Raw genomic sequence first — 26,139 nt, 5'->3', positions numbered from 1 at the left:
CGGTGCTGGTGGGCTTCGCACCGCAGAAAAGCGCTGATCAGGAGATGTTCGGCGGCGGCGCGCTGACCGAGGACGTCTCACGCACGACGCCGTTCGGCCGCGTGCTCGGGCCGAACGTCTCGATCAGCTCGAGCTCGTCGTTCACGACGTTGGCGAGCCGCTTCACGCCGACGCGGATCTGCTCGGGAGTGGGGTAGCAGAACGACAGCCGGATGTGTCCCCCACCGCGACCGTCTGCGTAGAAGGCCGTCCCCGGCGTGTAGGCGACGAGCTCCTTCACCGCGCGCGGCAGCATGCCCTTCGAGTCGAGCGACTCGGGGAGCGTGAGCCAGACGAAGAAGCCACCGTTCGGCTTCGTCCAGGACAGGTCCGGCAGGAACTCCCCCAGGGCGGACAGCATGGCGTCGCGACGCTCTGCGTAGATGCCCCGGAAGGTGTCGACCTGACCCTTCCAGTCCGCGGCGTCCAGGTATGCGTTCACGACGTACTGGCCGAAGGAGTTCGGGGCGAGGACTGCCGACTCGTTGGCGAGCACGAGCTTCTCGCGGATGGCATGCGGCGCGAGCGCCCAGCCGACGCGGAAACCGGGTGCGAGGGTCTTCGAGAAGGAGCCCAGGTACACGACCCCTTCTTCGTCGATGGAGCGGATGGCCTGCGGTGCCGGCTCGTCGAACCAGAGGAGCCCGTACGGGTTGTCCTCGAGCACGAGGATGTTGTTCGACCGGCAGATGTCGAGCACCTCGATACGGCGCTCCCGGCTCATGGTGACGCCGGCCGGATTGTGGAAGTTCGGGATCGTGTAGAGGAACTTGATCCGCTTCCCCTGCGTGCGCAGGTTGGCGATCGCCTCGCGCAGCGCCTCAGGCACCAGCCCGAGTTCGTCGGTCGTCACGTGGACGGTCTCGGCCTGGTACGACCGGAACACACCGATCGCGCCGACGTAGGACGGGGACTCGGCGAGCACGACGTCGCCCGGATCGATGAACAGCCGCGTGACGAGGTCGAGCGCGTGCTGCGAGCCCGTGGTCACGACGACGTCCTCGGCGCTCGCACGGATGCCCTCGAGGCTCATGACGTCCACGATGTGCTCGCGGAGCGACCGGAGACCCTGACCACCGCCGTACTGCAGCGCCATGGCGGCGTGCTCGTTCATCACGCGGTCCAGGGAGCCCGTGACGAGCTCTCTCGGCAGCGCGGAGACGAACGGCATGCCGCCAGCCAGCGAGACCACCTCAGGGCGCGAGGCGACGGCGAACAGGGCTCGGACCTCGGAGGCGCTCAGCCCGGCGGTGCGCTGGGCGTAGGAGTCGTACCAGGGGTCGAGGCTGTTGCCGTTCGTCATACCGTGCTCCGATCAGTGAGACATTCCCGCCACACTACGACATCGACCCCGGAAACCCGGGCTCCGCGGCGGGGGCCGATCCGCAACAGGTGGCATGCGAACGCCCCACCCGCGTCTGCTGAGCAGGACGAGGGCGGGGCGTTCGGTGGTGCTGGTGCGACCTACGCGAGGAACTCGGCGAGGTCGGCCTCGAGCGCGGGCTTCGGCTTGGCGCCGATGACGGTCTTGACGACCTCGCCGCCCTTGAAGACCTTCATCGCCGGGATCGAGGTGATCTGGTAGTTCATGGCCGACTGGGGGTTGTCGTCCACGTTGAGCTTCACGATCTCGATCTTGCCGGCGTGCTCTTCGGCGATCTGGTCGAGGATCGGCGAGACGGCGCGACACGGGCCGCACCACTCGGCCCAGAAGTCGACGAGGATCGTCTTGTCGGACTTGAGGACCTCGTCCGAGAAGGTGGCGTCGGTGACAGCCTTTGCGTTGGACATGGGTGTCCTTTCGTGAGAAGTCGGTACTGGGTGTGGAACCACGGGCGCGTCCCCGGCATTCCGGGGGGCCGTCCGGGTCAGGCGGAGATGGTGACCGGCTCGACCGGGGTCTCGCCCACAGCAGCATCGGTCAGCGTGTCCTCGAGGTCGGCGAGGTACTTCTCCGCGTCGAGGGCAGCGACCGCACCGGAGCCGGCAGCCGTGATGGCCTGGCGGTAGGTGTGGTCGAGCACGTCGCCCGCGACGAAGACCCCGGGAACGCCGACGGCCTTGGACGTGCGGCCCTCGACGGCGATGGTGCCCTCGGGAGCAAGCTCGAGCTGACCGTGCACGAGGTGCACGCGGGGGTCGTTGCCGATCGCGATGAACAGACCGTCGAGGGCGAGTTCGCTCTCGGTGCCGTCCACGGTGTCCTTGAGGGTCACGCCGGTCACTGCGGAGTCACCCTGGATGCCGATGACCTCCTTGTTCCACGCGAACTCGATCTTCGGGTCGTTGTGGGCACGGTCCTGCATGATCTTCGACGCGCGGAGGGTGTCCTTGCGGTGGATCACGGTGACCTTGTCGGCGAAGCGGGTGAGGAACGTCGCTTCTTCCATCGCGGAGTCGCCACCGCCGACCACGGCGATGTTCTTCTGGCGGAAGAAGAAGCCGTCGCAGGTCGCGCACCACGAGACACCGTGGCCCGAGAGGCGTTCTTCGTCGGCGATGCCGAGGTGGCGGTACGCCGAACCGGTCGCGTAGATGACCGCGAGGGCTTCGTACGTCTCGCCGGAGCCGACGGTGACCTTCTTCACGTCGCCGGTGAGGTCGACGGAGACGGCGTCGTCGTACAGGACCTCGGCGCCGAACTTCTCGGCCTGCTCCTGCATCTTGATCATGAGGTCGGGTCCCTGGATCCCCTCGGGGAAGCCCGGGAAGTTCTCGACCTCGGTCGTCTTGGTGAGTTCCCCGCCCGTCTCGACGCTGGACGCGACGATGAGCGGCTTGAGCTCTGCGCGCGCGGCGTAGATGCCGGCGGTGAACCCGGCCGGACCGGAACCGATGATGATGAGCTGGCGCATGCCTGAATGCCCTTCCGTTGCGTACTGACCGGGTCAACACATGGTACCGGCGCGGCATTCCGCGACGTCCGGGAAGCGTGCGGTCAGCGACCGAGCTTGCTCTTGACCATGCCGACGGCGTTCTTGATCTCGCCGTTCTTCGCGACGACGAGCGCTCCGAAGTACACGAGGACCATGACGGCGCCGGTCAGGACGATGGTGATGAGTGCCCCGGTGCGGTCCGACATGGCGAACCCGGCTGCGGAGAACGCGCCGAAGAAGTTGACGACCAGCACGCCGACGACACCGGCGATCAAGGCCGCGATGATGAACTGCACGTGCGAGCGGGTCACGACCGGGCCCTCGATGCTGCCGAGCTTCCGACGCACCAGGACGAGGGCGACGATCGTCTGCGCGGTCCCGGCGAGGGTGGTGCACGCGGCCACACCGATGCCGATCACGGAGGTCGGGAACGTCGACACCGCGAGGGCCCCGATGACGAACAGGACGGACTGGATGCACTGCATCAGGAACGGCGTCCGGTGGTCGTGCATGGCCCAGAACACGCGCTGGATGATGAACAACATGCTGAACAGAACCAGGCCCGGCATGTAGGCGACCAGGACGGCGCCGACCTGCAGCGCGCTCTCGAACGTGCCCTCGTACAGTCGGCCGAACGGCACCGCGACGACGACCAGCGCCACCGACGCGAACACGGTGAAGAGCCCGACGATGCGCAGGGACAGCGACAGGTTCCGTCGGACGGATGCCAGGTCGCCGCGTTCGGCGTCGTGGCTCATGCGCGTGAAGTACGCGGTCGCGATGGACACCGTGATGATCGAGTGCGGCAGCATGAAGATGAGCCACGCGTTGCCGAGCACCGCGTTGCCGGGACCGTCGTCCTGACCCCTCCACGCGACGGAGGACTGCACGATGCCGGCGACCTGCGTCACCAGGATCATCGCGAAGAGCCACCCGGCAGCGGTCCCCGTCGACTTCAGGCCGACGCCGCGCCACCGGAAGTCCGGTCGGAACGACAGCCCCGCGCGCTTCCAGAAGAACGGCAGGAACGCGGCCTGGGCGAACACACCGAGCGAGGCGCTGCCGGCGAGGAGCGCGATCTTCGCGGGTGTCCATTCGCCGACGGCGCTGCCGCCACTGCCGTACAGGGCGATGAACACGACGAGGCCGGCGATCGCGATGACGTTGTTGAGCAGAGGAGCCCAGGTGAACGGTCCGAAGACCTGCTTGGCGTTGAGGACCTCACCCAGCAGCGAGTACATCGCGTAGAACAGGATCTGCGGCAGGCACCAGAACGCGAAGGAGATGGCGAGGTCGGTCGCAGCGGGCCCCCGGGTGTCCGAGGACGTCGTGTAGAGGCGGACCAGGAGCGGTGCCAGTGCGGTCGCGACGATGGTGATGACGATGAAGACCGACCCGCCGAGCGTCACGATCTTGTTGACGTACGCCTGCCCGCCGTCGGTGCCGTTCTTCATGGCGCGGACGATCTGCGGGATGAGCACGGCCGACAGCAGGCCACCCGCGATGAGCGCGTAGATGTTGTTCGGCAGCTGGTTCGCGACGGCGAACGCGTTCGCCGAGGGGCTCGCGTTCTGCCCGATGGCGTAGGCGAGGACGAAGGTCTTCGCGAAGCCGAGGATGCGGCTCACCATCGTGCCCGCCGCGAGCATCGCACTCGCCCGACCCAGGCTGCGCTCCGCGACCGGTTCCGCGTCGACGTCGGGCTGGGGCTGGGTGGCGCTGATGGTCGGCTCCTCGGGGTCGCGGGCGTCCGCGACGCGGCTGGTACGGGCGTCGGACGGGAGGCCCGGTTCGGCCCCGGCACGGGCGATCGCGTCCTGCAGGCGGTCGCCTCCAGGAGCCGCGACAGCGGCCGGGACGCCGGCCGCACCGGGCGCGCTCGGCTGCACGGCGAGCGGGCGGTTGGGGTCGTCGTCGTCCTCGTCGTCGAGTTCGCCGTTGCGACGGCGGATGCGCTTCCGGATGCTGCGGAAGATGCCGAAGCCGAAGATCGCGATCAGGGCGACCGCGGCGGCGGCGGTGATGACGGTCTCCCACTGTGCCTGGACGTTGAGCTCGACGATGGCCGGCTGCGCGACGGCGACGCCGGTGGGGCTCGACAGCGACATGGTCAGCTCGACCTTGCCGTTCGCGACCGACTGCACGGGCACGGTGGCACGGGTCGACGAGTCCGGCTGGATCTCGACCACGATGTCGTTGCGGACGATGCGGAGTGCGGAGTTCGACGGCTGGACGGACAGGTGCACCGTCACCGGGTAGTCCGAGCTGTTGCGGATCGAGACCGGGAGCGACGACCGGTCCCCGAGCAGGGTCAGGCTGCTCGAGTCGACGATCCCGACCTCGGTGGTCTGCTTCGCCCAGGCCGCGGTGCGGGCGTCGACCGCTGCCGTGAGTCCCTCGTCGTCGCCGCGCCACGCGTTCGAGGCGAGGGCGAGCAGCCGGAGGCGTGCCGGTGCCGTCAGTTCGGTGGGGGTGTCGAGGATCGTGGCGAACGCGGAGAGCCCCTGTTCGCCCTGCACCAGGCGCTTGAGCTGCGCGATGCGGTCGGCGCCGGTGGACGCACTGTTGAGGGTGAGCGACCCCGCGACGGCCTTCGACGTGGTGGAGAGGTCGGCCGGGGCCACCCAGGCGGTGCTCTCGAGGGCGTCGAGGGTCTGGCTGAGGCGCGTGGAGTCCGAGGGCCAGTCGCGACCGAGGGTGAGCAGGATCGGCCCGGTGGTGCCGCCGTCACGCGCCGAGGTGGCGAGCGTCGCGGTCAGTTCGGACATCGCCGACGACCAGCTCTGGCGGTCCGGTGCCGTCGCGGCATCGCGCAGCAGGGACGACATCGACTGGTCGGAGACGAGGACGTGGTCGTCGCCGATCTTCTCGGACGCCGAGATCGTGGCGTTCGCGCCAGCGGAGGTGTTCCCGCTCGAGACGATGGTCGTGTCCTTGTCGGCCCGCTGCAACGCCGTCAGGTCAGCCGCGGTCACGGTGCCGTCCGCCGGCCACGCGATGGAGTCCATGGAGTAGGGGAAGTCCAGCAGCTGCTCCGTGGTGGGCAGCGTCTCCGTGGTCTCGCCCGTGCCGGAGCCGGAGCCGGAGCCGGCGTCGGTGGTGGCGTCGTCGCTCGGGGTCGCGGTGCTGCTCGGGCCGGAGGTCTGCCCGGGGGTGGCGGTCGGCGTCGGCGCGGGTGTCTCGGCACCGGGGAAGTTCTCGGACTTCACGGACTGGTCGAGCGAGATCGGGGCGAGGATGCCGTCCGACCCCGCCTGGCGCAGACCGGTGACGTCGGCGTCGGCGTAGGGCAGCGCGAAGGTCTCGTTGCGCACGGCCTCGAGCCGCTGGAGCCACGCGGTCGCCGCGGACGGGGCGTTCTCGCCGAGGATCCGGATCGAGGCGATGATGCGTGGGTCGACCGCGACGGCGACGTTGTGGTCCTCGGCCGCGTCGAGCTGCTGGGTGAGGGTGCCGTCCACCGAGGTCGCGGCGGCCAGGACGGCCGCGCTGAGGATCCCGTCCGTGGACTTCGGGACGGTCACCGGCATCGCCACCGAGACGCTGACCGGCACCTGCTCGAAGTCCGGGTACCAGGTGATCGCGGAGCGGGCGACGGCGAACGTCTCACCGGCCGTGTACTCCGCCGCGATGCGCCGCGCACCGAACGAGGAGTACCCGCCGAGTGCGACGTTGCCCGAGACGATCTCGACCGAGTCGATGGTGACCGATCGGTGCGCCGGGACCGCAGGGATGTCCACGGAGTCCATCGGGGCGCCGAGGTAACCGGTCGTGGTGGTGTCGGCAAGCCACTCGGCGAGGACGTCACGCGTGCTCACGGAGCGGAAGATGTCGAACTCCGCGGTGCCTGCCGGCAGTGCGGTGTCGGTGTCGTTGGTGACCGTCACCGAGAGGGTGAGGTCCTGGTCGCGCTGCACGATCCCGCGGTGCGCGGGAGCGACCGAGATGGTGGCCTTGCCGGCGTCGGCTGCAGCCGGATCGGCGAGGTGGGTCGTGGCCGACGAGACCGTCGCAGCATCGGCGTGCGGGGCGCTGACGGGCGCGACGACCAGGCCGAGCGCGACGAGGGTCGACGCGGCTGCGGCGAGCGTGGTGCGGAGGATGTGCATACGGAAGCGGGCCACGGGGTCGGTTCGGGCCGAGCACGAGTGTATGAGGCGCGACCATGAACAGGTCCCGTGCGCGCGGGGTTGTGGAGAACTCGGGGCGTCGATCTGGGAGGATGAGGACCGTCATGCAGTCCGTTGCCCAGGCCGTCGAACGACTCGACGCACTCGCCACCACCGAGCCCGTCGACCTCCTCGCTCGGGCCTTCGCCGACGCCGGACACGAACTCGCCCTGGTCGGCGGGCCCGTCCGGGATGCCTTCCTCGGTCGTCCCGTGACCGATCTCGACTTCACGACGAGCGCCCGTCCGGACGACATCCTGCGCATCGTGGAGCCCATCGCGAGCGCCACGTGGGACGTCGGCCGCCAGTTCGGCACCATCGCCGCGCGGGTCGGTGGCGAGCAGGTGGAGATCACCACCTACCGCAGTGACGTCTACGACGGCGAGACCCGGAAGCCCGAGGTCGCGTTCGGCGACACCATCGAGGACGACCTGCTCCGCCGCGACTTCACCGTCAACGCGATGGCGCTCCGGCTGCCGGCGCGCGAGCTCGTCGACGTGCACGGCGGCGTCGAGGACCTGCTGGCCGCCCGACTCCGCACCCCGCAGGCCGCCGTGGTGTCGTTCCGCGACGACCCGCTCCGGATGATGCGGGCGGCGCGGTTCACGGCGCAGCTCGGGTTCACCGTCGACGACGACGTCCGTGTGGCCATGCAGGACCTCGTCGACTCCATCGACATCGTGTCCGCCGAGCGGGTGCGCGACGAACTCGTCAAGCTGCTGAACACGAGCGACCCCGTGCCGGGCATCCGGCTGCTCGTCGACACCGGCCTCGCCGATCGGTTCCTGCCCGAGCTGCCCGAGATGCGGCTCGAGATCGACGAGCACCACCACCACAAGGACGTCTACGAGCACTCCTTGACCGTGCTCGAGCAGGCCATCGGGTACGAGGCCGAGCGGCACGCGGGCGACCCGCCGGACACCGTCCTGCGACTCGCGGCGCTGCTGCACGACATCGGCAAGCCCGCCACCCGCAAGCTCGAGCCCGGCGGCGCCGTCAGCTTCCACCACCACGACCTGGTCGGCGCGAAGCTCGCGAAGAAACGACTGCGCGCCCTGCGCTTCGACAACGACACGATCGCCGCCGTGTCCCGGCTGATCGAGCTGCACCTGCGGTTCTTCGGGTACACCGACGGCGCCTGGACCGACTCCGCCGTCCGCCGCTACGTGCGCGACGCCGGACCGCAGCTCGAGCGGCTGCACGAGCTCACCCGCTCGGACGTCACCACGCGGAACCGTCGCAAGGCCGACCGCCTGGCGTTCGCGTACGACGACCTCGAGGACCGCATCGAGGTCCTCGCCGCGCAGGAGGAGCTGGAGTCGATCCGGCCCGACCTGACCGGCGACGACATCATGCGGATCCTCGACATCCCGCCGGGGCGTGCGGTGGGCGAGGCCTACCGCTTCCTGCTCGAGGCGCGGATGGACGACGGACCCCTCGGAGCGGACGCAGCCGAGGCGCGCCTGCGCGCCTGGTGGGCCGCGCGGGACGCCACCAGCTCCTGACGCGACGCCGGCGCACTGGACGCGACCGCCCGACGGGCGCGACGGTTCTCCACAGACCGGTGGCGCGCCTCCAGGCCGTCCGGTAGTCTGTGCAGGTTGCCCGGCGCGTGTCTGCGTGCCGTGGCACATGCATCAACCCTCCTGCCCCGGGAACTGCCCGGGGCCGCTGAGACCAGAGGAGGTGGGTTCCGCATGCACCAGTACGAACTGATGGCGATCCTCGACCCCGAGATCGATGAGCGCACCGTCGCTCCCAGCCTGGACAAGTTCCTCGCTGTCATCCGCAACGACGGTGGCACCGTCGACAACGTGGACGTCTGGGGCCGTCGCCGGCTCGCTTACGAGATCGCCAAGAAGTCCGAGGGCATCTACGCCGTCGTCGACTTCACGTCCTCCCCCGAGGCCGCCAAGGAGCTCGACCGTCAGCTCGGTCTCTCCGAGGCCGTGCTCCGCACGAAGGTCCTCCGCGCCGAAGAGGGCATCGCGCAGGTCGCCGCTCAGAAGCAGCGCGACGAGGCACGTGCGGCCCGCAAGGCCGCCAACGCGTCCGCAACCGCGACCGCGAGCGCCGAGTAACCCGTGGCCGGCGAAACCGTCATCACGGTGGTGGGCAACCTCACCGCGGACCCCGAGCTGCGCTACACGCAGAACGGGCTCGCGGTGGCGAACTTCACCATCGCCTCCACGCCTCGCACGTTCGACCGTCAGGCGAACGAGTGGAAGGACGGCGACGCGCTGTTCCTCCGCGCGAGTGTGTGGCGGGAGTTCGCCGAGCACGTGGCGGGGTCACTGACGAAGGGCTCGCGCGTCATCGCGCAGGGCCGTCTGCGTCAGCGTTCCTACCAGGACCGTGAGGGTCAGCAGCGCACGAGCATCGAGCTCGAGGTCGACGAGATCGGCCCGTCGCTCCGGTACGCGACCGCACAGATCACCCGCGCAGCGGGTGGCGGCGGCGGTCGTGGCCAGGTCGGCGGCGGCAACGGCGGCGGTCAGCAGGGCGGCGGCAACGGCGGCTGGAACAACAACGGTGGCGGCAACGCCTCCGCTGGTGGCCAGTCCGACGAGCCGTGGTCCCCGCAGGGTGGCCAGCAGGGCGGCGGCAACGCACAGTCGAACGACGTGTGGAGCACCCCCGGCGGCAACTTCGACGACGAGACCCCGTTCTGATCCTCCTGGTTCCGACGGACACACAACTCTTCTTCTAAGGACAAATCACTATGGCTGGAAAGAGCACCGGCGACCGCCGGAAGCCTCGCGGCAAGGGCGGCAAGAACGCCGCTCCCGCGAAGTCGATCAAGGTCGGCGTCATCGACTACAAGGACGTTGCGACCCTTCGCAAGTTCATCTCGGAGCGTGGAAAGATCCGCGCCCGTCGCATCACCGGCGTCTCCGTCCAGGAGCAGCGCCTCATCGCCCGTGCCGTGAAGAACGCCCGTGAGATGGCGCTCCTCCCCTACGCCGGCTCCGGCCGCTGATCGGAGGTCGACACATGTCGAAGCTCATCCTCACCCACGAGGTCTCCGGCCTCGGTTCCGCTGGTGACGTCGTCGACGTCAAGAACGGCTACGCCCGCAACTACCTCATCCCCCAGGGCTTCGCTGTCGCGTGGTCCAAGGGCGGCGAGAAGCAGGTCGAGTCGATCCGTGCCGCGCGCACCGCGCGCGAGCTCGCCACCATCGAAGAGGCGCAGGACCTCAAGATGAAGCTCGAGAACGCGACCATCTCCCTGGCGGTCAAGGCCGGCAAGGACGGCCGTCTGTTCGGCTCCGTCCGTCCGGGCGACGTCGCTGACGCCGTCCAGGCGCAGGGCGTCGGCTCGCTCGACAAGCGCAAGGTCGAGGTCCCCGCGACCATCAAGACCGTCGGTGACCACGAGGCCACCGTGCGTCTGCGCGAGGACATCACTGCCGTGATCTCGCTCAAGGTCGTCGCTGCCAAGTAGCACTGACGTTCCGCTCCACGACGGGCGGGTCTCCTCCGGGAGGCCCGCCCGTCGTTGCGTTGGCGGGTGCTTCGCGTGGTGCGGGGCGCGGGGCGCAGGGCGTGCGTGGTTTCACTTGGTGAGCAGAAAAGGTCGGGTCCCGATGCCCCACTCGACATCTTCTGCTCACCATCAACGCACTGTCGTTCAGTGCGGACGGGAGGCCCGGTTCGGCTTGCACGGGCGGCCTCGGCTTGGCTGGCTGGTTACCGCTCAGGCCCGGTCCGGCTTGCTGGGAACGGCCCGAGAACACTTCCCACAGGCGGGGCACTTGTCAAGTCGTTTTACACAGCAGAAACGTGTCAAATCGGAACCTTCAACGCCTACTTGAACCCCACTTTTCCACACATGGTGTGAACCGGAAAACCCCAGGTCAAGTGGTCGAAAGTGTGTTCCCATAGGTCTGTTTCCACAGGCCCATCCACAGTTGTCCACACAGCAACCCGGCGTGTTCCGCAATCCCTCCACAGAGTTATCCACAGGGCCGTTTGTTGGGGATAACTCTGCGGCCGTAGCTTGGCCCAGCGACTCGGGGATGTCGGTCGCTGGGGGTAGAAAGTCGTTGCGGGTGTCGGACCGTCGTGTCCGGTCCCGCGTCGTTCAACAGAGGAGAGAGTGTGTCGATCGCGCATCTTGAGCCCGCACCGCAGGAGTACGCGGAGCGCGGCATGGAACGCACCCCGCCGCACGACCTGCTGGCCGAGCAGTCGACCATCGGCGGCATGCTGCTGTCGAAGGACGCCGTCGCCGACGTCATCGAGACGGCCCGTGGCGTGGACTTCTACGTCCCCAAGCACGAGGTCATCTTCGACGCGATCCTGTCGCTCTACTCGCACGGCGAGCCCACCGACGTCATCGCCGTCACCGACGAGCTGACCAAGACCGGACTGCTGTCCCGCGGTGGTGGCGCCGAGTACCTGCACAGCGTCACGAGCATGGTGCCGACCGCGGCGAACGCCGGGTACTACGCCGGCATCGTCGCCGAGAAGGCCGTCCTCCGTCGCCTCGTCGACGCCGGTACGCGCATCGTGCAGATGGGGTACGCGTCCGAGGGAGAGGTCACCGACCTCGTCAACAGCGCCCAGGCCGAGGTCTACAACGTCGCAGGCGGCGTGCAGACCGAGGACTACGTCCCGCTGACCGACGCCATCTCGGCCGCCCTCGACGAGATCGAGGCCGCCAAGGGTCGCGACGGCCAGATGACCGGTGTGCCGACCGGCTTCGCGCAGCTCGACGGCCTGACGAACGGCTTCCACCCGGGGCAGCTCATCATCGTCGCCGCACGACCGGCGCTCGGTAAGTCCACCCTCGCGCTCGACCTGTGCCGCGCGGCCGCGATCAAGCACGACCAGACCGCCGCCTTCTTCTCGCTCGAGATGGGTCGCGCCGAGATCGCGATGCGACTCCTGTCCGCCGAGACCAGCGTGCCGCTGCAGAACATGCGCAAGGGCACCGTCGACTCCCGCGACTGGACCACCATCGCGCAGACCCGCGGCCGCATCAACGACGCCCCGTTCTTCATCGACGACTCCCCCAACATGACGCTGGTCGAGATCCGCGCCAAGTGCCGTCGACTCAAGCAGCAGCACAACCTCAAGCTCGTCGTCATCGACTACCTGCAGCTGATGACCTCGGGCAAGAAGGTCGAGAGCCGCCAGCAAGAGGTCTCCGAGTTCTCGCGTGCGCTCAAGCTGATGGCGAAGGAGCTCCAGGTCCCCGTCATCGCACTGTCGCAGCTGAACCGTGGCCCCGAGCAGCGAGCCGACAAGAAGCCCGCGATCTCCGACCTGCGTGAGTCCGGGTCGATCGAGCAGGACGCCGACATGGTCATCCTGCTGCACCGCGAGTCGGCGTACGAGAAGGACAACCCGCGGCAGGGTGAGGCCGACCTGATCGTGGCGAAGCACCGCAACGGGCCGACGGACACCATTACCGTGGCGTTCCACGGGATGTTCTCGCGGTTCGTGGACATGCCGCAGTAGGCGCGTGTTGTTGTCGTCCGCCAGCTGACTTGTCCGACTGCCAGTCAACGTGTCTGAAATACGGACATGGACACGTGGTTTGGCAGTACGGACGGGTCGCGTTGATCAGGGGTCGGCTAAGTCTTCGTGCGTTGCGAGGCGTCCGTATTGCGTGCGTGAACTGAGATAGCCCGCGTACCACCTATGTGAGACGGGGAGCGCTCCGGAGCAGGGCGTAGGAGTCCGGGCCGCCCGCAAGCACCCGGGGTTCCATTGAAGGACCGGCTAATGAGACAGCCGTGCTGCGATGTCTCGTCCACGCCACAGACCCGAGCGGCGAAGACATGACCGCGTCGGCAAAATCAAGAGCATGCGTTCTCTCGCCATCATCCTGTTCATCATCGGCGCACTGCCGTTCGCGAGCGGCATCGTCTACTACCTCATCGACTACCGCCGAACAGGCAAGCTCTACCGGAAGAAGCTTCCGTGGTTCCCGATCATCATCAGCGGATGGGTGCTCGCCGCCGCCGGGGTGCTCCTCGGGATGTTCACCACAGGGCAGGGGTTCGAGTGAGCATGGCGCCGACCGCCTCGCTGCGGGCCGGCTGGAGCCAGGCAAACGACGTCACTTGCGTCGTCCTCGTGTGAAGGCGAGGACACTGCCTACTGCCACGAGCGCTAGGACGATGACGATCCAAATGGGGAACGGGATGCTCCCGCCAGGGTTCATCACTGCCAGGTAGTGAGAGGTAGAGGTGAACACGACGCTCCGAGCGATCGCAACCCGCCGAGGAAATCCCTCGTCCAGCCCGCTTCCTTAGGCTACTTCTCGCGCCCGCGCCGCCGACCGATAGTCGATCGCTCGCCGGGCGCTCGGAAGCAGTAGCTTCAGCGAATGGACACCGTAAGCGCGAAGGTACTGGGCACAGGTGCGATCGTGTTCGGGCTCATCTTCATCGTGACGTCCATCGTGCGCTTGAGTCGTCCAGACCTCGACGTCCTGCTCGCGGTTCTGAACATGATCTTCGGCGCCCTCTTGATCTACACCGGCTTCAGACTGTGGCGATCCGCTCTTCGCGGAACGAACCGCGACCGATAGGCGATCGGCCACCGGACACGGGAAAGGCTCGCGCCGTCGGCAGCAGGGCAGTTCCCTTTCGCGTGCTCCTCACGCCCGACCGTGAGCGGGTCGCGCATGCTCTGGAGGCACACCGACCTCATCGAGTGTGTGCCCGGTGCAGGACTGCCCTGTGACGCTTGCACGTTCCACGCGGGTGACTGCGAACCAGCGGATCGCGTCCCGAAGCCGGCACCAGGCGACGAGATACCACTGTCCGTTGGTGGACGCGAACAGGATGGGTTCGATGTCGCGGACTGTCCGATCGCCAGCGGCGGAGTGGTACCGGACCCGGAGTACCCGCTGAGTTGTCATGCCTTCCTCGAGCGCGGACTGCACCGCACGCGTTGGACCCCGCGCGGCGTTCACCCATACGCGGTCCGCAAGCTGAACCGCGCGGTCGCTTGCGACCGGATCGAGGACGTCGAGGATCTTCTGCACACCGGCCGCGGCTTGATCCGCGTACGGCGCGTCGGGCGCAGCGGCAACGGCTGCCAGCAGTGCTGTCGCCTGCGATGACGACAACGTCACCGGCGGGAGGGTCGGCCCCGCAATGAGTCCATACCCGCCGCCGGGGCCGGGTCGGGACCAGACGGCCGCGCCGCTGTTCGCCAGCGCAGCAAGATCACGTTTGACCGTTCGAGCTGACACCGCGAACTCGCGGGCAAGCCGATCCGCGGTGTACCCGCGAGCGCCCCTGCGTCGCAACATCTCCGACATAGCGTGCAGACGCTCAGCCCGCTTCATCGGGGGAGTCGCAAGATCATGACGGAAATGGTGACACACAGCTGTCCATGCCCGCACCCACGCTGGTCACATGACAACGACTCCTCCTCGCAAGACTCCGATCATCCTCATCGCCGGTCACTGGCTCGGCGCGTGGGCGTGGGACGCTGTTGTCGATGCGTTGAATGCTGCGCAGTGGCAGGCAGTACCTATGACCTTGCCGGGGCTCGATCCCCAAGACCGTGACCGTAGGACGAGGACCCTCGCCGACCAGGTCGGCGCCATCGAGCAGCTCAGCGAGCGTCTCGGATGCTCCCAAGAGGAGCCGGCGGTGATCGTCGCCCACAGCGGCGCGAACGCTCCGGTGACCGTCTTCCTCGATCGCCACCCGGACCTCGTCCGCCGCGTCATCTGGGTCGACTCTGGACCGATGGCCTCAGGGACGGCGTTCGCACCCGACCTTCCCAAGAATATTGTGGAGCTGCCCTTGCCGCCGTTCGACCAACTCGCCGGTCAAGCCAGCATCGAGGGCCTCAGCGACACTGATCTTCAGCAGTTCCGCGAGCGGGCCGTGTCGCAGCCCGCCTCTGTCCTTCGCGACCCGGTCGTGCTGCACGACCCTGGACGCGCCCGCGTGCTGACCACGTTGGTTTGCTGCTCGTTCCCGAGCGCGCAGGTCCTCGAACTTGCCCGGAGCGGGCACCCGATGTTCGCGCCGATCGCGGAACTCGAACGAGTCGACGTTGTCGACCTGTCGACGGGGCACTGGCCGATGTGGAGTCGACCGCAGGATCTGGCACAGCTGATCCTTCGCGAGGCTGCCGTCTCTGACGGCTGATCAACGATTCGCGTCCGGTAGCCGATGGTTCACCGGACGACGCGCGCCTACCGATCGCGGAGGATGCCGAGGAACTCGTCGGCCATGCCGAGGTGCTGTTCGAGCTTGGCGCGGCGTTCTTCGGTGTCGCGGATGTACTCGTCGAGCTGCCCGCGAAGCCGGGCACGATCCGCGTCATCGTCGGCAGCTTCGAGCGCGTCAACGACAGCGAGGAGTTCGGCCATCTGTTCGAGGGTGAAGCCGAGGGGCTTCATGCGTCGGATGATGAGCAACCGGGCGAGGTCGGTGTCGGTGTACAGCCGGAAGCCGCCCTCGGTCCGGCCGGACGGGTGCAGCAGACCGACCTCGTCGTAGTGACGGATCGTGCGGTTCGACAATCCGGTGCGGTCGGCAAGCTCGCCGATGTGCATCGTCGTCGGTGCCGCTTGTTCCGTCATCCGCCGCTCCTTCATGGTCTTGCTGGGCTGTGGCGAGCGTAGCGCCGACACGTCCGCGGCTCCCTGAGTGAAAGCGAGCGTGGCATCACGTCCTCCCCGAACACGTCCGAGACCACCCTCCCCACCACAGACGCCGCCCCACCAGCAGATCTGACGCCGACGCCCACCGGCACGAGTTCGACGCATGCGCGTGGTTGGCTGCCGTGGGTCGCGGTGATCGCTGCCGGCGGTGTCCTCTCGCTAATGAGCGCGCCAGGGCAGACGGCCGGCCTGTCGGTCTTCACGGACCCGCTGATTCGTGAACTGGGGATCTCTCGCACCGAGGTGTCGACGAGCTACCTCATCGGCACCCTCTTAGGTGCTTGCGTACTGCCGCTGACGGGTCGGGCGTTGGACCGGTGGGGTATGCGTCGGATGACGATCATCATCGGGATCGCGTTCGCGGTCTTCCTCGCGGCGTTGAGCTTCGTCGCTGGGATCGTCGGCCTGACCGCCGGGTTCGTCGGTGTCCGCATGGCCGGGCAGGGCGCGCTCTCGCTCGCCGCGACGACGCTCGTCGCCCGCAGCATCACCAACCGACGGGGCCTGGCGCTCGGGATCGCGTCCGGGATCGGCTCGGGCGGGATCTCCCTGGTGCCGGTGTTCGTGGAGACCGTGATCGCCGGCACGGACATCCATGTCGCGTGGCGGGTCGAGGCGATCGTCGTCGCAGCGGTCGTGATCCCGATCGGGCTCCTCCTGCCCCGACGCACCGCCACCACCGCGCACGGCACAAAGGACACCGCTGCTGCCGGTGACGGGCCAGTGTGGACGCTCCGGGAAGCGGCGTCGACGGGCATGTTCTGGACGATCGCCGCGGGGCTTGCGGTGTCGGGGATGCTCAGCACCGCGCTGGCGTTCCACCAGGTCGCCGTCCTCGGCGAGCAGGGCCTCACCCCAGCGGAAGCGGCCGCGAACTTCCTGCCCCAGACCGTCACCGGAATCGCCGCAACCCTGATCACCGGCGCCCTGTCAGACCGGATCCCACCCAAGTACGGCGTCACGATCGCGATGACGACCCTCACCGGCGCGCTCCTGCTGCTGCCGATCGTCCACACCGGATGGACGGCGGTCCTCTACGGGCTCGTGCTCGGTGCCGCCGGTGGAGCTCTTCGCGGTATCGAGGCTGCCGCGTATGTCCGCTACTACGGGACAGCGAACATCGGTGTCATACGTGGTGTCGCGACCGGCACCAACCTCGCTTCGACCGCGTTCGGGCCGCTGCTACTCGCGCTCGGCCACGACGTCGCCGGGAACTACACCACCCCGGTGCTGGTCTTCGCGATCCTCCCCGGCATCGTCGCGGTCATCTCCGTCTTCGCCCGCGCTCCACGACACCCTTCCCTCCGAAGCTGACCCGCACGGCCAGGCTCGAGTCCGCTGAACAGCAGGGTGGAACGCGGTCGGTGTGGCTCAGTGGGCGCGGAGTTCGTCGAGGAACTCGTCGACCATGTGCAGCTGCTCGCCGAGGCGGTTCCGCCGCGTCTCCGCGTCGCGGATGAACGCGGCCACTCGCGATCGAACCGCAGTGACATCGACGTCCGGCTGCGCTTCGTCGAGTATCTTCACCGCGTCGACGAGGATGCCCGCCTCCCCAAGGGAGAACCCGAGCGGCTTCATCCGCCGCACCATCAGCAGCCGGGCGACGTCGTCCTCCGAGTACAGCCGGAACCCGCCATCGGTCCGGCCGGACGGGTGCAGCACCTCCGCGACGTCGTAGTCGCGGATCGTCTTCACGCTCAGCCCCGTGCGATCAGCGACCTCGCCGATGTGCATCAGGTACTCGCTCGACGCAGTGGCCTTCGTCTGGTTCCCCACTTCACACCAACCCTTCCGTTGCGTTAGAGTCGAACCATACCAACCTTCCCGCAACGGAAGGGTTGGGATTGGCTGGACGCTCTGACGCCGCCGGCCGAGCGCGATGACGCGCCCCTCGACAGCTCTCGCGGGCGCAGCGCCCGCACCCCTCATTCGAAGGAGAACCGTGACGACCGTCACGCAGTCGGTGCCCGTCCAGGCGCACCACAGTCCCACCGTCCTGTCCGCACTGCGGAACCCGAAGATCCTGCTCCGCGAGGTCCTCGCCGGCCTCGTCGTGGCCCTCGCCCTGATCCCCGAGGCAATCTCGTTCTCGATCATCGCCGGCGTCGACCCCCGCGTCGGCCTGTTCTCGGCGTTCGTGATGGCCGTCGTCATCTCGTTTGTCGGCGGCCGCGCCGCCATGATCACCGGCGCCACCGGCGCCATCGCCCTCGTAGTCGCCCCCGTCGTGAAGGAACACGGCCTTGACTACCTCATCGCGACCGTCCTCCTCGGCGGGATCTTCCAGCTCATCCTCGGCGGGCTCGGCGCTGCGAAGCTGATGCGGTTCGTGCCCCGGTCCGTGATGGTCGGGTTCGTCAACGCGCTCGCGATCCTGATCTTCACCGCGCAGCTGCCGAACATCATCGGCGTCTCCTGGCTCGTCTGGCCGATCGCCGCCGTCGGCATCGCGATCATCGTCCTGCTGCCCCGCCTCACCAAGGCGATCCCCGCACCGCTGGTCGCGATCGTCGTCCTGACCCTGGTGACCGTCTTCGCGTCGATCGCGATCCCGACCGTCGGCGACGAGGGCAAGCTCCCCGACAGCCTCCCGACCCTGTTCATCCCGAACGTCCCACTGAACCTCGAGACGCTCACGATCATCGCCCCCTATGCCCTCGCGATGGCGCTCGTCGGGCTCCTCGAGTCCCTGATGACGGCGAAGCTCGTCGACGAGGTCACCGACACCGGCTCACGGAAGACCCGCGAAGCGCTCGGGCAGGGCGTCGCGAACATCGCCTCCGGCCTGTTCGGTGGGATGGGCGGTTGCGCGATGATCGGGCAGACGATGATCAACGTCAAGGCCTCCGGCGCCCGCACCCGGATCTCGACGTTCCTGTCCGGTGTGTTCCTGCTGGTCCTCGTGGTCGGGCTCGGTGACATCGTCGCGATCATCCCGATGGCCGCCCTGGTCGCCGTCATGGTGATGGTCTCTGTCGGCACCTTCGACTGGCACAGCATCAAGCCCTCCACCCTGAAGCGGATGCCCGTCGGCGAGACGGTCGTCATGGTTCTCACCGTCGTGATCGTCGTCGCCACCGACAACCTCGCCATCGGCGTCATCATCGGTGTGATCGCCGCGATGATCGTCTTCGCCCGCCGCGTCTCCCACTTCACCAACGTGGAACGCTCGATCGAGACGCTCAGCACTGGCGAGCAGCACGCGCTCTACACCGTCGAGGGTGAACTGTTCTTCGCCTCGTCAAACGACCTCACCACCCAGTTCGACTACGTCGATGACCCGGAGCTCGTGATCATCGACATGACGAAGTCGCACGTGTGGGACGCCTCCACCGTTGCCGCGCTCGACTCGATCGAGACGAAGTACCACCAGCACGGCAAGCGCGTCGAGATCCGCGGTATGAACGATGCCAGCCAGGCCTTCCACGGCCGCCTCGCCGGCAACCTCGGCTCCGGTCACTGAAAGCCCTCCCACCTCCGCCCGGCCCCGCCCCGGGGCACCGAGTGAACGGGCGGAGCACAAGGGCCGGCGTTCCCCTTTCCGCCGGCCCGGCGGGCACCGTCATGTCGTCCAGGACGGTGCCCGCACCTCACCACCCATGAGGAGCCAGCACGTGACCAAACCCACCATCCACGACGTCGCCGCCGCCGCACACGTATCGCACCAGACCGTGTCCCGCGTGCTCAACGGCGCGACCAACGTCCGTCCTGCAACACGGTCCCGGGTCGAACACGCGATCCACGCACTCGAGTACACACGCGACGACCAAGCAGCAGCACTCGCCCGCAGACCACGGCGACACAGCACCGACTGACGACGATCGCCTCTGGCTCACGGCCCCGTACAGCAACTCGCTGCCCGGGGCGTCTGCGTGTCCGATAGCCGATCGGCTAACGAGACGGCACAGGAGTCAGCCACTGATTGGGCCGCGCGACACATACGCTGAACAGCATGGCCGCCCTCGACGACCTCTTCGGTGACCTTCCCACTCGTCTGACACCGGACCAGGTCGGTAAAGCGCTCGGGATCGGCCCGCACACAGTGCGTCGACTGATCCAAGACGAGGACACAGATCCGCCTGCCGGCCTACCAGGTCGGCCGCTCCTGGATGATCCTGCTAGACGAGTTCAGAGACTGGCTGCTACGCCACCGGAACACGCCCCTGGACTGACGCCACGCCGCATCTCCGCGATCACTCATGCTGGGCGGTCACCAGTCCCTCCAATTCGGGTCCGGAACCCGCCGCACCGCACCAATCCGGACGCAAATCGGCGCGACTCCCAGCATCAGAGCTGCACAGTCCTGAGCCATCGTCGGCGGGTGCTGGGGTCTCCTGGGAGACGGCGGTCTGCGTCGAGTTGATCGGCTCGACGACGCTGGCGGCGGTCGCGGACATGATGCCGAGACCGGTGGTCAGGCCGACGAGAGCGACGGTGGTGCCGACGGCGCAGGCTCGACGAGCGGCTGAGGTCATGGGAGCATCAGGCCCGGATCAACTTCGAAGGCCTCTAGTGTCGAGTCGAGCAAGACGCTATTTATCAACTCACGTGAACCCGCGATTAGCGTGTAGTCGCTTTCAATTTCGGTGGCGAGTAGCCAGCTGTGATCTTCACCCCAGAGAAGCTGAGGCGTGTAACCCACGCCACGAAATGTGCCGACAAGAACACTCTTGACCGTGGCGGGGTCAGCAAGCCGCGGGAGAGTAGTACTGAAAAGGAAGTACTCGCGATTCGGTAAATGCATACGTGAAGCACGCGTGGAACGAGCGTCGCCATCCAGGTATTCCCACCCATCCCAAACCGCCGCAACAACCTCGAATGGCGGTGCCGTTACCGCGGTCAAATGTTTCACAAGGCGGCTAAGAACGCAGGGATCGAGCCACCCCTTCTCGGGAGGCTCAATACGCCAACCCCTGAGGAAGACATCCGATTCACCCTCAGTCCCGCTCACTTCACCCCAGCTGGTGTCAGGCCGGAGAACCCGCCCCGTTCCATCTGCAACATCGGACCATTTCCAGGTACTCCGTTCAAGCAGGACAGCTTCGCCGTCCGGATCAATGACTGATTGATCCTCCCGATAAGCGTCTACAGGGTGAAGTATGCGCGCATACGCCTCGAAATCCTTACCAACTACCCCGCTGACCAAGCCAAAACGACCCATACGCGCGTTAAGCCATGTTGACAGCCCTGCATCGGGAAGGAGCTTCATGCAGTGAGCATACAGCATAAACGCCTCATTTGTTACTTTTTCACCCGCGCAATCACTGAACTAAAGCGAAGCTCAGTATTCTCGCTGTGGGTTCAGGGAGCGTGGGCGGCTAAACCTCCATGCGAACATGTACTCGTTCGACAAGTGCGGTTATCTGCCGCCTAATAACCAGCGACTAAGCTGAGGTGCAACCCCTTCTGCCTCAGCTTAGTCTCTCTTGATTGAGCTTATCAGCCACACTTGTCGGTGTTCATCTGTCCCGAAACAGTCGTTATAGACATTTTGACAGTCGGGATATTCACCGTGGTGAAGCCACGGTAGGTGTATTCCTTCTCAGAGGTGCAAATATGACGGGCAGTCGCGCGCTTGCCGGCACCGCCGCCTGCCTTGTAATTACCATCACCAGGGGTTCCGATAGTTTTCCAATTATGTTCGATTGAACGCTGCAGGACGGTGTGGACGTGCGCTTTTCCAGAGTAGTCGCAACCATGATTTTTCCACGAGCCATGCACGGACTCTTCGCCCTTTGGGTATTTCTTCGATTTCGACTTGTGCGCCTTGTCCGTTTTGAGTTCATAGAGGCAGAGCTTATAGCCCTGGGTTGACACAGTCCCGGGACGGGGACTTTCTTTCGATACAGTTCCGGTGCTCGAGTCTTCGGGCGCTGCAGGTGGAGTAACAGTCAAAGGATAATCGTCGCTTCGAACTGAAATTAGATTACCTGCGGGCAACCCGCCAACCGCTGGACGGCTCACGGCATCGATAGCCGCGTACCAGGTATATTGACGCCCCTCTACGAGCACACCCGAAGGAATGCTCCATTCAGCTGCGTGGTCCCCGGGAACAAACTCAATCACGCTACTATCCGCAATTGGCTGCCCGTCAGCAACAATATGAAACTGCACGGTCGCTCCGTTTGGGATCTGATCCAGCGTGGACATTACCGATAGATTGTTTGTCACGTCGCCCCCGATGGCTCGCGCCACGCCAGCAATTGGCGAAGCAGACCAGTCGCCCACACCGAAACTGAACACCGCCCGCGCGCCAGATGGGTCAGTCGCCTCAATAGTGTGCACCCCAGCGTCATCGCCTACCCACTGAGCGACAGTGGTCTCCGAAGATGAACTCAAATTAAGCGCGGCACCCGGAACGTCGTCGATGGTTTCAGCCTGAACGACATCACCGTCGATAGTGATCTCGGGGGCTGCGCTCGAACTCGTTGGTGCGAAGGTGATGTCGCAGGGGATGTCATCTTCCCCGACTTGAGCGTTCCACGAGTCCGGCTCGACCCCCTCGCAGCTAATCAATGGGGCCTGCGGGTTGGCGTACCAACCTTGGACGTCGATGACGTAGTTCGTGGGATCGGCGACGTTGTTGAGGCTGATTTTCCCGTTCGCGCCGAGCGGGACGGTCACCGTGTTGGTGCGAATCTCGTCGGCCTGGAAGTTGATCGACGTCGTGTCCGGCTTCGCCGCACCGTCGGCCCACACAGCGGCGCGTCCGTCGCTGCCACCGTGAGCGACGATGAGCGTCAACACCACCGCGGTGATCCCCGACCCCATGACCGGGACTCCAGCCTTGCCAGCGATCTGGATGGAACGAGTCTCGTTCTTGGCCAAGACCGCGTTTCCCGTCGCGCGGGAGTCATACGCACGGCCCACGCCAGGGGTGAAGACTGCACCGGTTTTACCGGCGGCGGTGAAGTAGCCCTGCAGGTCGATGACGAGGTTGACCGTCGACGATGCGTTCGCGATCGTCATCTTCCCGTCAGCCGACAAGCCCACCTGCGCCTGAATCGACGTCGTCGCGGAGGGCGTGTAGTGCAGCGAGTTCTGCGGCTTCGTGCTGCCCGTGGCGTACGGAGTGAGGTTGCCGTCGGAGCTGGTGGAGTTGATCGCAATCAGGTTCACCACCACGCCAGACGCACCGGCCGGGACGTCGTTGGCGCCGGTGACCTGCACGTCGACGCTCTTGCCTGGTGCGATCGTCGCCTTCGGAGCGCCGAGCCCGGACCGGGTGTCAACGAACCGCTTCCCCGCGACGGGAACGAACCCGCCGGCGGCGGTGCCGTCGGTGTTCGCCGTGTAGTAGCCCTGCACGTCGAGGATCACGCGGGCCGAGGTCTCGGCCATGATCTGAATCGTGCCATCCGCACCGACCGCGATGGCAGCGGTGTTGGAGACGTACTCCCCCGTGTTGCCGTTGTAGATCAACATCGACGTCCGTGACGTGTCCGCATCCGGCCGACCGAACAGGGTGCCGTTACCGGGTGCCGTGCCAACGGTCGCGTTCAGCGACACCGCGCCGACGGAACCGTCGTCCGGGACGCCGGCGAGGCCTGTGACCTTGATGGTGCGGTACTTGCCCGCTTCCATCGGCGTGCTGAACCCGCCGGTGCCCTTGGCGGTGTCGAGGATGCGGCCGGTCGCAGGTGTGAAGACGCCGCCGGTGCCGGTGTCGTTGAGCGCCTGCGCCGGTGTGGCGACGAGCAGCGATCCAACAAGTGCGAGCGCGCCGAGCGTGGCAGCAGCAATGCTGCGCCTCCTCGAGCGCGGAGCGTGCAGCAGTGTGCGCACGAAACCCCCTACGTGATTGACAGCACGGGTTGCTGTCAGCCAGCGCAGCATAAGAGGAAGCTGAGCGTCTGTACCCGACCCCCAAACGGGGCGGTCCGGAAAAGGCCAGGTCAGAGATGGTCGTACCGCGGCGGGCTTAATGAACCCTCAGCAAACCTTTGCTCCGCCAACAGTGGTCAACGTCGAAGCTAAGTGGATATCCCTATCTCAGGCGCCGACGTCCGTCCGATAGGCGATCCGTGGGTTCAGCCGGTCGTTGCAACACCACCGTGAATTGGAGTGTTGCAGATGGGATCGAGGCTGGACCACCGTGCCCGAGAGGCGCGGTTCTGGGAGCTATTGAGACAGGGTCTCGGACGCACGGCGGCCTGTGATGCTGTCGGCGTGGACCGACGTCAGGGATACCGATGGGTCAAAGCAGCCGGCGGACGGAACCCGTTCGCCAACACGCCCCGCTCCGACAGGTACCTCAGCCAAGAAGAGCGGCTCCAGATCGCAGACCTACGCCAGGACGGTGAGGGCGTGCGCGCGATCGCCAAAGCACTCGGTCGGTCGCCGTCGACGATCAGCCGCGAGCTCACCAGGAACGCAGCGGCTGGCGGAACCTACCGGCCGTACTCGGCTGAGAAGCAATGCCGTGCTCGTGCGCGACGCCCGAAACCGCGGAAACTCGACCGGCTGGAGCTCGCTCTGCAGGTCGAGCTGCGGTTGGTGCGGAACTGGTCCCCGGAGCAGATCCGTGATGACCTGGCTAGGACATTCCCCGACCGGCCGGAGATGCACGTGTCCCACGAGACGATCTACCAGTCCCTCTTCGTCCAAGGCCGCGGCCACCTGCGCGCTGACCTGCACAAACACCTCCGCACCGGCCGAGCCCTCCGCCGGCACCGCGGTGAACGTCGGCAAGCGTCGTGGTCGAAGATCCGCGACATGATCCTGATCAGCGAACGCCCCGCTGAGGCCGACGACCGGGCTGTTCCCGGCCACTGGGAAGGCGACCTGATCGTCGGGATCAACGCCCGCAGCGCGATCGGCACCCTCGTCGAACGAACGACTCGGTACGTGATGCTGCTGCATTTGCCCAACGGGCACAGCGCCGACGCGGTCCGTGACGCGATGATCCCCACCATCCAGACCCTGCCCGAGCATCTGCGCCGGTCGTTGACGTGGGATCAAGGCACCGAGCTTGCCCGACACAAAGACATCACCCTCGCCACGGACCTCGCGATCTACTTCTGCGACCCGCACAAGCCCTGGCAGCGCGGCTCGAACGAGAACACCAACGGGCTGCTCCGGCAGTACTTTCCGAAGTCCACCGACCTCAGCGTCCACAGCCCGGAACGGCTCCTCGAAGTCGCGGCTGAACTCAACGGCCGCCCCCGCAAGACCCTCGACTACCGCAGCCCTGCAGAAGCATTCGAACAGCTACTCTCGGACCCGAAACAACCACCCGTTGCAACGACCCCTTGAAACCGCCATCGGCTACCGGGCAGATGCATCGACATCTCCTGGTTACCCCGGTGAGTGGCCGAGATTGCGGAACCGGTGCACCGTCGCTTCGGGACATGATCAGGAGGCCGTTACGGTCGAACCATGGCGAGCATCACCTACCCAGCGCCGCTCCGAGCGGGGGGACGCATCGAGGTTCCGGCACCGTCGATGGGCGTCCCCGCGCATCTCCTCGCGCGGTTGCAAGCTGCGGTCGATGCGCTCACGACCCTCGGCTTCGACGTTCGACTGCGCCCGCACGCGGTGACGGGTGGTCTGACCCCGGCGCCGGCTGCTGCGCGAGCGGAAGACCTGCACGCTGCGTTCGAGGGAGCTGACGTCGTCCTCCCACCATGGGGCGGGGAGCTCGCCATCGAGTTGGTCGAGGGGATCGACTGGGACGTCCTCGCCGAAGCTCGCCCGTGGTTCGTGGGGTGGTCGGACATCTCGACGTTGCTGCTGCCCCTGACCACGCGGACCGGGCTCGCGACGCTCCACGGCGCGAACCTCATGGATGAACCGTACGAGCTGCCCACCGAGTTCGCGCGGTGGACCGACGTCGTGGGGCTTCCGCCGAACAGCACCTTCGAGCAGTACAGCGCACCTCGCCGACGCAGCCGTCCGTGGGGAGCGTGGGCGGACGAGCCGTTGGACCGCGATCGGGCCTACGACGCCCCCACGAGGTGGCGGTCCCTCGACGGAACAGATGATCTGAGGATGCGCGGCCGTCTGATCGGTGGCTGCCTCGAGACGGTGTCGTTGCTCGCCGGAACGCCATACGGTGACGTGCCTGCATTCGCGCGGAAGTACGCCCCGGAGGGCACGATCGTCTACCTCGAAGCGGCGGAGTCCAACGCGATCACCGTCCTCCGGATGCTCACCTCACTGCGTCTCGCGGGCTGGTTCGACGACGCGAACGGCATCCTGATCGGGCGTACCGACGGCGCCGCATCGCCTGAACTGAGCCAGGAAGACGCCGTGCGACACGCGCTGGGCGACCTCGACGTGCCGGTACTCCTCGACTTCGACACCGGGCACCAGCCTCCGCAGATGCCACTGGTGAACGGCGCCCTGGCGGAAGTCCGACTCAACGGAGCGGACAGTTCGATCGTGCAGCACATGGTCCCGTGATGCGA

Annotated in this window: 24 protein-coding genes; 14 read left to right on the top strand and 10 right to left on the bottom strand. The window is 66.8% G+C overall.

What is annotated here, in order from left to right:
- Positions 1-37: 37 nt before the first annotated feature.
- The 4 genes from ACXKZB_RS18935 to ACXKZB_RS18920 form a co-directional block, all read right to left on the bottom strand.
- On the bottom strand, positions 38-1,342 hold the full coding sequence (locus ACXKZB_RS18935) for an aminotransferase-like domain-containing protein (protein WP_123311304.1): 1,305 nt from the start codon (positions 1,340-1,342) through the stop codon (positions 38-40).
- Between the two features lie 161 nt (positions 1,343-1,503).
- Complete coding sequence (gene trxA / locus ACXKZB_RS18930; RefSeq protein WP_017887828.1) at positions 1,504-1,830, bottom strand: thioredoxin; 327 nt, start codon at positions 1,828-1,830, stop codon at positions 1,504-1,506.
- A 77-nt stretch (positions 1,831-1,907) separates the two neighbouring features.
- Positions 1,908-2,894: a thioredoxin-disulfide reductase gene (trxB, locus tag ACXKZB_RS18925; protein WP_123311306.1), complete on the bottom strand. Its 987-nt coding sequence runs from the start codon at positions 2,892-2,894 to the stop codon at positions 1,908-1,910.
- Between the two features lie 83 nt (positions 2,895-2,977).
- Positions 2,978-7,039, bottom strand: coding sequence for a DUF6049 family protein (locus ACXKZB_RS18920; protein ID WP_488824196.1), 4,062 nt, complete (start codon positions 7,037-7,039; stop codon positions 2,978-2,980).
- 110 nt (positions 7,040-7,149) lie between these two features.
- On the opposite strand from ACXKZB_RS18920, the gene ACXKZB_RS18915 reads away from it, so the two are divergent.
- The 8 genes from ACXKZB_RS18915 (at position 7,150) to ACXKZB_RS18880 (ending at position 13,630) form a co-directional block, all read left to right on the top strand.
- Positions 7,150-8,589, top strand: a complete 1,440-nt coding sequence (locus ACXKZB_RS18915) for a CCA tRNA nucleotidyltransferase (protein ID WP_488824195.1) — start codon at positions 7,150-7,152, stop codon at positions 8,587-8,589.
- A 192-nt stretch (positions 8,590-8,781) separates the two neighbouring features.
- Positions 8,782-9,165, top strand: coding sequence for a 30S ribosomal protein S6 (gene rpsF / locus ACXKZB_RS18910; protein WP_111083667.1), 384 nt, complete (start codon positions 8,782-8,784; stop codon positions 9,163-9,165).
- A 3-nt stretch (positions 9,166-9,168) separates the two neighbouring features.
- Positions 9,169-9,756 carry a single-stranded DNA-binding protein gene (locus ACXKZB_RS18905; protein WP_123311310.1) on the top strand — a complete coding sequence of 196 codons (588 nt, stop codon included), beginning with the start codon at positions 9,169-9,171 and terminating at the stop codon, positions 9,754-9,756.
- 50 nt (positions 9,757-9,806) lie between these two features.
- The gene (gene rpsR / locus ACXKZB_RS18900) at positions 9,807-10,064 is read left to right on the top strand and encodes a 30S ribosomal protein S18 (protein ID WP_017887834.1); all 258 of its coding nucleotides are present in this window, start codon (positions 9,807-9,809) and stop codon (positions 10,062-10,064) included.
- A gap of 14 nt (positions 10,065-10,078) precedes the next feature.
- Positions 10,079-10,531 carry a 50S ribosomal protein L9 gene (gene rplI / locus ACXKZB_RS18895; RefSeq protein WP_111083665.1) on the top strand — a complete coding sequence of 151 codons (453 nt, stop codon included), beginning with the start codon at positions 10,079-10,081 and terminating at the stop codon, positions 10,529-10,531.
- Positions 10,532-11,187: 656 nt separating this feature from the next.
- Positions 11,188-12,552 (top strand): replicative DNA helicase, encoded by a 1,365-nt coding sequence (dnaB, locus tag ACXKZB_RS18890; protein WP_111083664.1) that lies wholly within the window; start codon positions 11,188-11,190, stop codon positions 12,550-12,552.
- A gap of 349 nt (positions 12,553-12,901) precedes the next feature.
- Entirely contained in the window at positions 12,902-13,105 is a 204-nt protein-coding gene (locus tag ACXKZB_RS18885) for a hypothetical protein (protein ID WP_488824194.1), read from the top strand.
- 321 nt (positions 13,106-13,426) lie between these two features.
- Positions 13,427-13,630 carry a hypothetical protein gene (locus tag ACXKZB_RS18880; protein WP_488824193.1) on the top strand — a complete coding sequence of 68 codons (204 nt, stop codon included), beginning with the start codon at positions 13,427-13,429 and terminating at the stop codon, positions 13,628-13,630.
- Between the two features lie 69 nt (positions 13,631-13,699).
- Here the strand turns inward: ACXKZB_RS18880 and ACXKZB_RS18875 are convergent, their stop codons facing one another.
- Positions 13,700-14,395 (bottom strand): helix-turn-helix transcriptional regulator, encoded by a 696-nt coding sequence (locus tag ACXKZB_RS18875; protein WP_488824192.1) that lies wholly within the window; start codon positions 14,393-14,395, stop codon positions 13,700-13,702.
- 70 nt (positions 14,396-14,465) lie between these two features.
- On the opposite strand from ACXKZB_RS18875, the gene ACXKZB_RS18870 reads away from it, so the two are divergent.
- Complete coding sequence (locus tag ACXKZB_RS18870) at positions 14,466-15,212, top strand: alpha/beta fold hydrolase (RefSeq protein WP_488824191.1); 747 nt, start codon at positions 14,466-14,468, stop codon at positions 15,210-15,212.
- Positions 15,213-15,259: 47 nt separating this feature from the next.
- On the opposite strand, the gene ACXKZB_RS18865 is transcribed toward ACXKZB_RS18870, so the two are convergent.
- The gene (locus ACXKZB_RS18865) at positions 15,260-15,649 is read right to left on the bottom strand and encodes a MerR family transcriptional regulator (RefSeq protein ID WP_488824190.1); all 390 of its coding nucleotides are present in this window, start codon (positions 15,647-15,649) and stop codon (positions 15,260-15,262) included.
- Positions 15,650-15,892: 243 nt separating this feature from the next.
- Between ACXKZB_RS18865 and ACXKZB_RS18860 the strand changes: the two genes are divergently transcribed.
- On the top strand, positions 15,893-17,044 hold the full coding sequence (locus ACXKZB_RS18860) for an MFS transporter (RefSeq protein ID WP_488824189.1): 1,152 nt from the start codon (positions 15,893-15,895) through the stop codon (positions 17,042-17,044).
- A 57-nt stretch (positions 17,045-17,101) separates the two neighbouring features.
- Here the strand turns inward: ACXKZB_RS18860 and ACXKZB_RS18855 are convergent, their stop codons facing one another.
- On the bottom strand, positions 17,102-17,506 hold the full coding sequence (locus tag ACXKZB_RS18855; protein WP_488824188.1) for a MerR family transcriptional regulator: 405 nt from the start codon (positions 17,504-17,506) through the stop codon (positions 17,102-17,104).
- Positions 17,507-17,609: 103 nt separating this feature from the next.
- On the opposite strand from ACXKZB_RS18855, the gene ACXKZB_RS18850 reads away from it, so the two are divergent.
- Positions 17,610-19,193 carry a SulP family inorganic anion transporter gene (locus tag ACXKZB_RS18850; protein ID WP_488824187.1) on the top strand — a complete coding sequence of 528 codons (1,584 nt, stop codon included), beginning with the start codon at positions 17,610-17,612 and terminating at the stop codon, positions 19,191-19,193.
- 151 nt (positions 19,194-19,344) lie between these two features.
- Positions 19,345-19,545 carry a LacI family DNA-binding transcriptional regulator gene (locus ACXKZB_RS18845; RefSeq protein WP_488824186.1) on the top strand — a complete coding sequence of 67 codons (201 nt, stop codon included), beginning with the start codon at positions 19,345-19,347 and terminating at the stop codon, positions 19,543-19,545.
- A 378-nt stretch (positions 19,546-19,923) separates the two neighbouring features.
- On the opposite strand, the gene ACXKZB_RS18840 is transcribed toward ACXKZB_RS18845, so the two are convergent.
- The 3 genes from ACXKZB_RS18840 to ACXKZB_RS18830 form a co-directional block, all read right to left on the bottom strand.
- Positions 19,924-20,205: a hypothetical protein gene (locus tag ACXKZB_RS18840; protein ID WP_488824185.1), complete on the bottom strand. Its 282-nt coding sequence runs from the start codon at positions 20,203-20,205 to the stop codon at positions 19,924-19,926.
- On the bottom strand, positions 20,202-20,939 hold the full coding sequence (locus ACXKZB_RS18835) for a hypothetical protein (protein WP_488824184.1): 738 nt from the start codon (positions 20,937-20,939) through the stop codon (positions 20,202-20,204). The genes ACXKZB_RS18840 and ACXKZB_RS18835 overlap by 4 nt, the downstream gene beginning before the upstream one ends.
- A gap of 230 nt (positions 20,940-21,169) precedes the next feature.
- The gene (locus tag ACXKZB_RS18830; protein WP_488824183.1) at positions 21,170-23,515 is read right to left on the bottom strand and encodes a hypothetical protein; all 2,346 of its coding nucleotides are present in this window, start codon (positions 23,513-23,515) and stop codon (positions 21,170-21,172) included.
- Positions 23,516-23,803: 288 nt separating this feature from the next.
- Between ACXKZB_RS18830 and ACXKZB_RS18825 the strand changes: the two genes are divergently transcribed.
- Together ACXKZB_RS18825 and ACXKZB_RS18820 are read left to right on the top strand one after the other, a co-directional pair.
- Entirely contained in the window at positions 23,804-24,985 is a 1,182-nt protein-coding gene (locus tag ACXKZB_RS18825) for an IS30 family transposase (RefSeq protein WP_217508332.1), read from the top strand.
- A 123-nt stretch (positions 24,986-25,108) separates the two neighbouring features.
- Positions 25,109-26,134, top strand: a complete 1,026-nt coding sequence (locus ACXKZB_RS18820) for a S66 family peptidase (RefSeq protein WP_488824182.1) — start codon at positions 25,109-25,111, stop codon at positions 26,132-26,134.
- Positions 26,135-26,139 lie beyond the last annotated feature (5 nt).

It is taken from the genome of Curtobacterium sp. ABR8, assembly GCF_057812125.1.
Note: the sequence above shows the minus strand (reverse complement) of the source record. Positions and strands in the feature narration are given on the sequence as shown.

What these genes read in the sequence shown, in the direction of transcription:
- ACXKZB_RS18860 (WP_488824189.1), top strand. Translation starts at nt 15,893, where the DNA reads ATGAGCGCGCCAGGGCAGACGGCCGGCCTGTCGGTCTTCACGGACCCG.
- ACXKZB_RS18850 (WP_488824187.1), top strand. Translation starts at nt 17,610, where the DNA reads ATGACGCGCCCCTCGACAGCTCTCGCGGGCGCAGCGCCCGCACCCCTC.
- trxB (WP_123311306.1), bottom strand. Translation starts at nt 2,894, where the DNA reads ATGCGCCAGCTCATCATCATCGGTTCCGGTCCGGCCGGGTTCACCGCC.
- ACXKZB_RS18870 (WP_488824191.1), top strand. Translation starts at nt 14,466, where the DNA reads ATGACAACGACTCCTCCTCGCAAGACTCCGATCATCCTCATCGCCGGT.
- ACXKZB_RS18880 (WP_488824193.1), top strand. Translation starts at nt 13,427, where the DNA reads ATGGACACCGTAAGCGCGAAGGTACTGGGCACAGGTGCGATCGTGTTC.
- ACXKZB_RS18840 (WP_488824185.1), bottom strand. Translation starts at nt 20,205, where the DNA reads ATGACCTCAGCCGCTCGTCGAGCCTGCGCCGTCGGCACCACCGTCGCT.
- ACXKZB_RS18865 (WP_488824190.1), bottom strand. Translation starts at nt 15,649, where the DNA reads ATGACGGAACAAGCGGCACCGACGACGATGCACATCGGCGAGCTTGCC.
- rpsR (WP_017887834.1), top strand. Translation starts at nt 9,807, where the DNA reads ATGGCTGGAAAGAGCACCGGCGACCGCCGGAAGCCTCGCGGCAAGGGC.
- ACXKZB_RS18885 (WP_488824194.1), top strand. Translation starts at nt 12,902, where the DNA reads ATGCGTTCTCTCGCCATCATCCTGTTCATCATCGGCGCACTGCCGTTC.
- ACXKZB_RS18835 (WP_488824184.1), bottom strand. Translation starts at nt 20,939, where the DNA reads ATGAAGCTCCTTCCCGATGCAGGGCTGTCAACATGGCTTAACGCGCGT.
- rplI (WP_111083665.1), top strand. Translation starts at nt 10,079, where the DNA reads ATGTCGAAGCTCATCCTCACCCACGAGGTCTCCGGCCTCGGTTCCGCT.
- ACXKZB_RS18875 (WP_488824192.1), bottom strand. Translation starts at nt 14,395, where the DNA reads ATGAAGCGGGCTGAGCGTCTGCACGCTATGTCGGAGATGTTGCGACGC.
- trxA (WP_017887828.1), bottom strand. Translation starts at nt 1,830, where the DNA reads ATGTCCAACGCAAAGGCTGTCACCGACGCCACCTTCTCGGACGAGGTC.
- rpsF (WP_111083667.1), top strand. Translation starts at nt 8,782, where the DNA reads ATGCACCAGTACGAACTGATGGCGATCCTCGACCCCGAGATCGATGAG.
- ACXKZB_RS18825 (WP_217508332.1), top strand. Translation starts at nt 23,804, where the DNA reads ATGGGATCGAGGCTGGACCACCGTGCCCGAGAGGCGCGGTTCTGGGAG.
- ACXKZB_RS18820 (WP_488824182.1), top strand. Translation starts at nt 25,109, where the DNA reads ATGGCGAGCATCACCTACCCAGCGCCGCTCCGAGCGGGGGGACGCATC.
- ACXKZB_RS18915 (WP_488824195.1), top strand. Translation starts at nt 7,150, where the DNA reads ATGCAGTCCGTTGCCCAGGCCGTCGAACGACTCGACGCACTCGCCACC.
- ACXKZB_RS18935 (WP_123311304.1), bottom strand. Translation starts at nt 1,342, where the DNA reads ATGACGAACGGCAACAGCCTCGACCCCTGGTACGACTCCTACGCCCAG.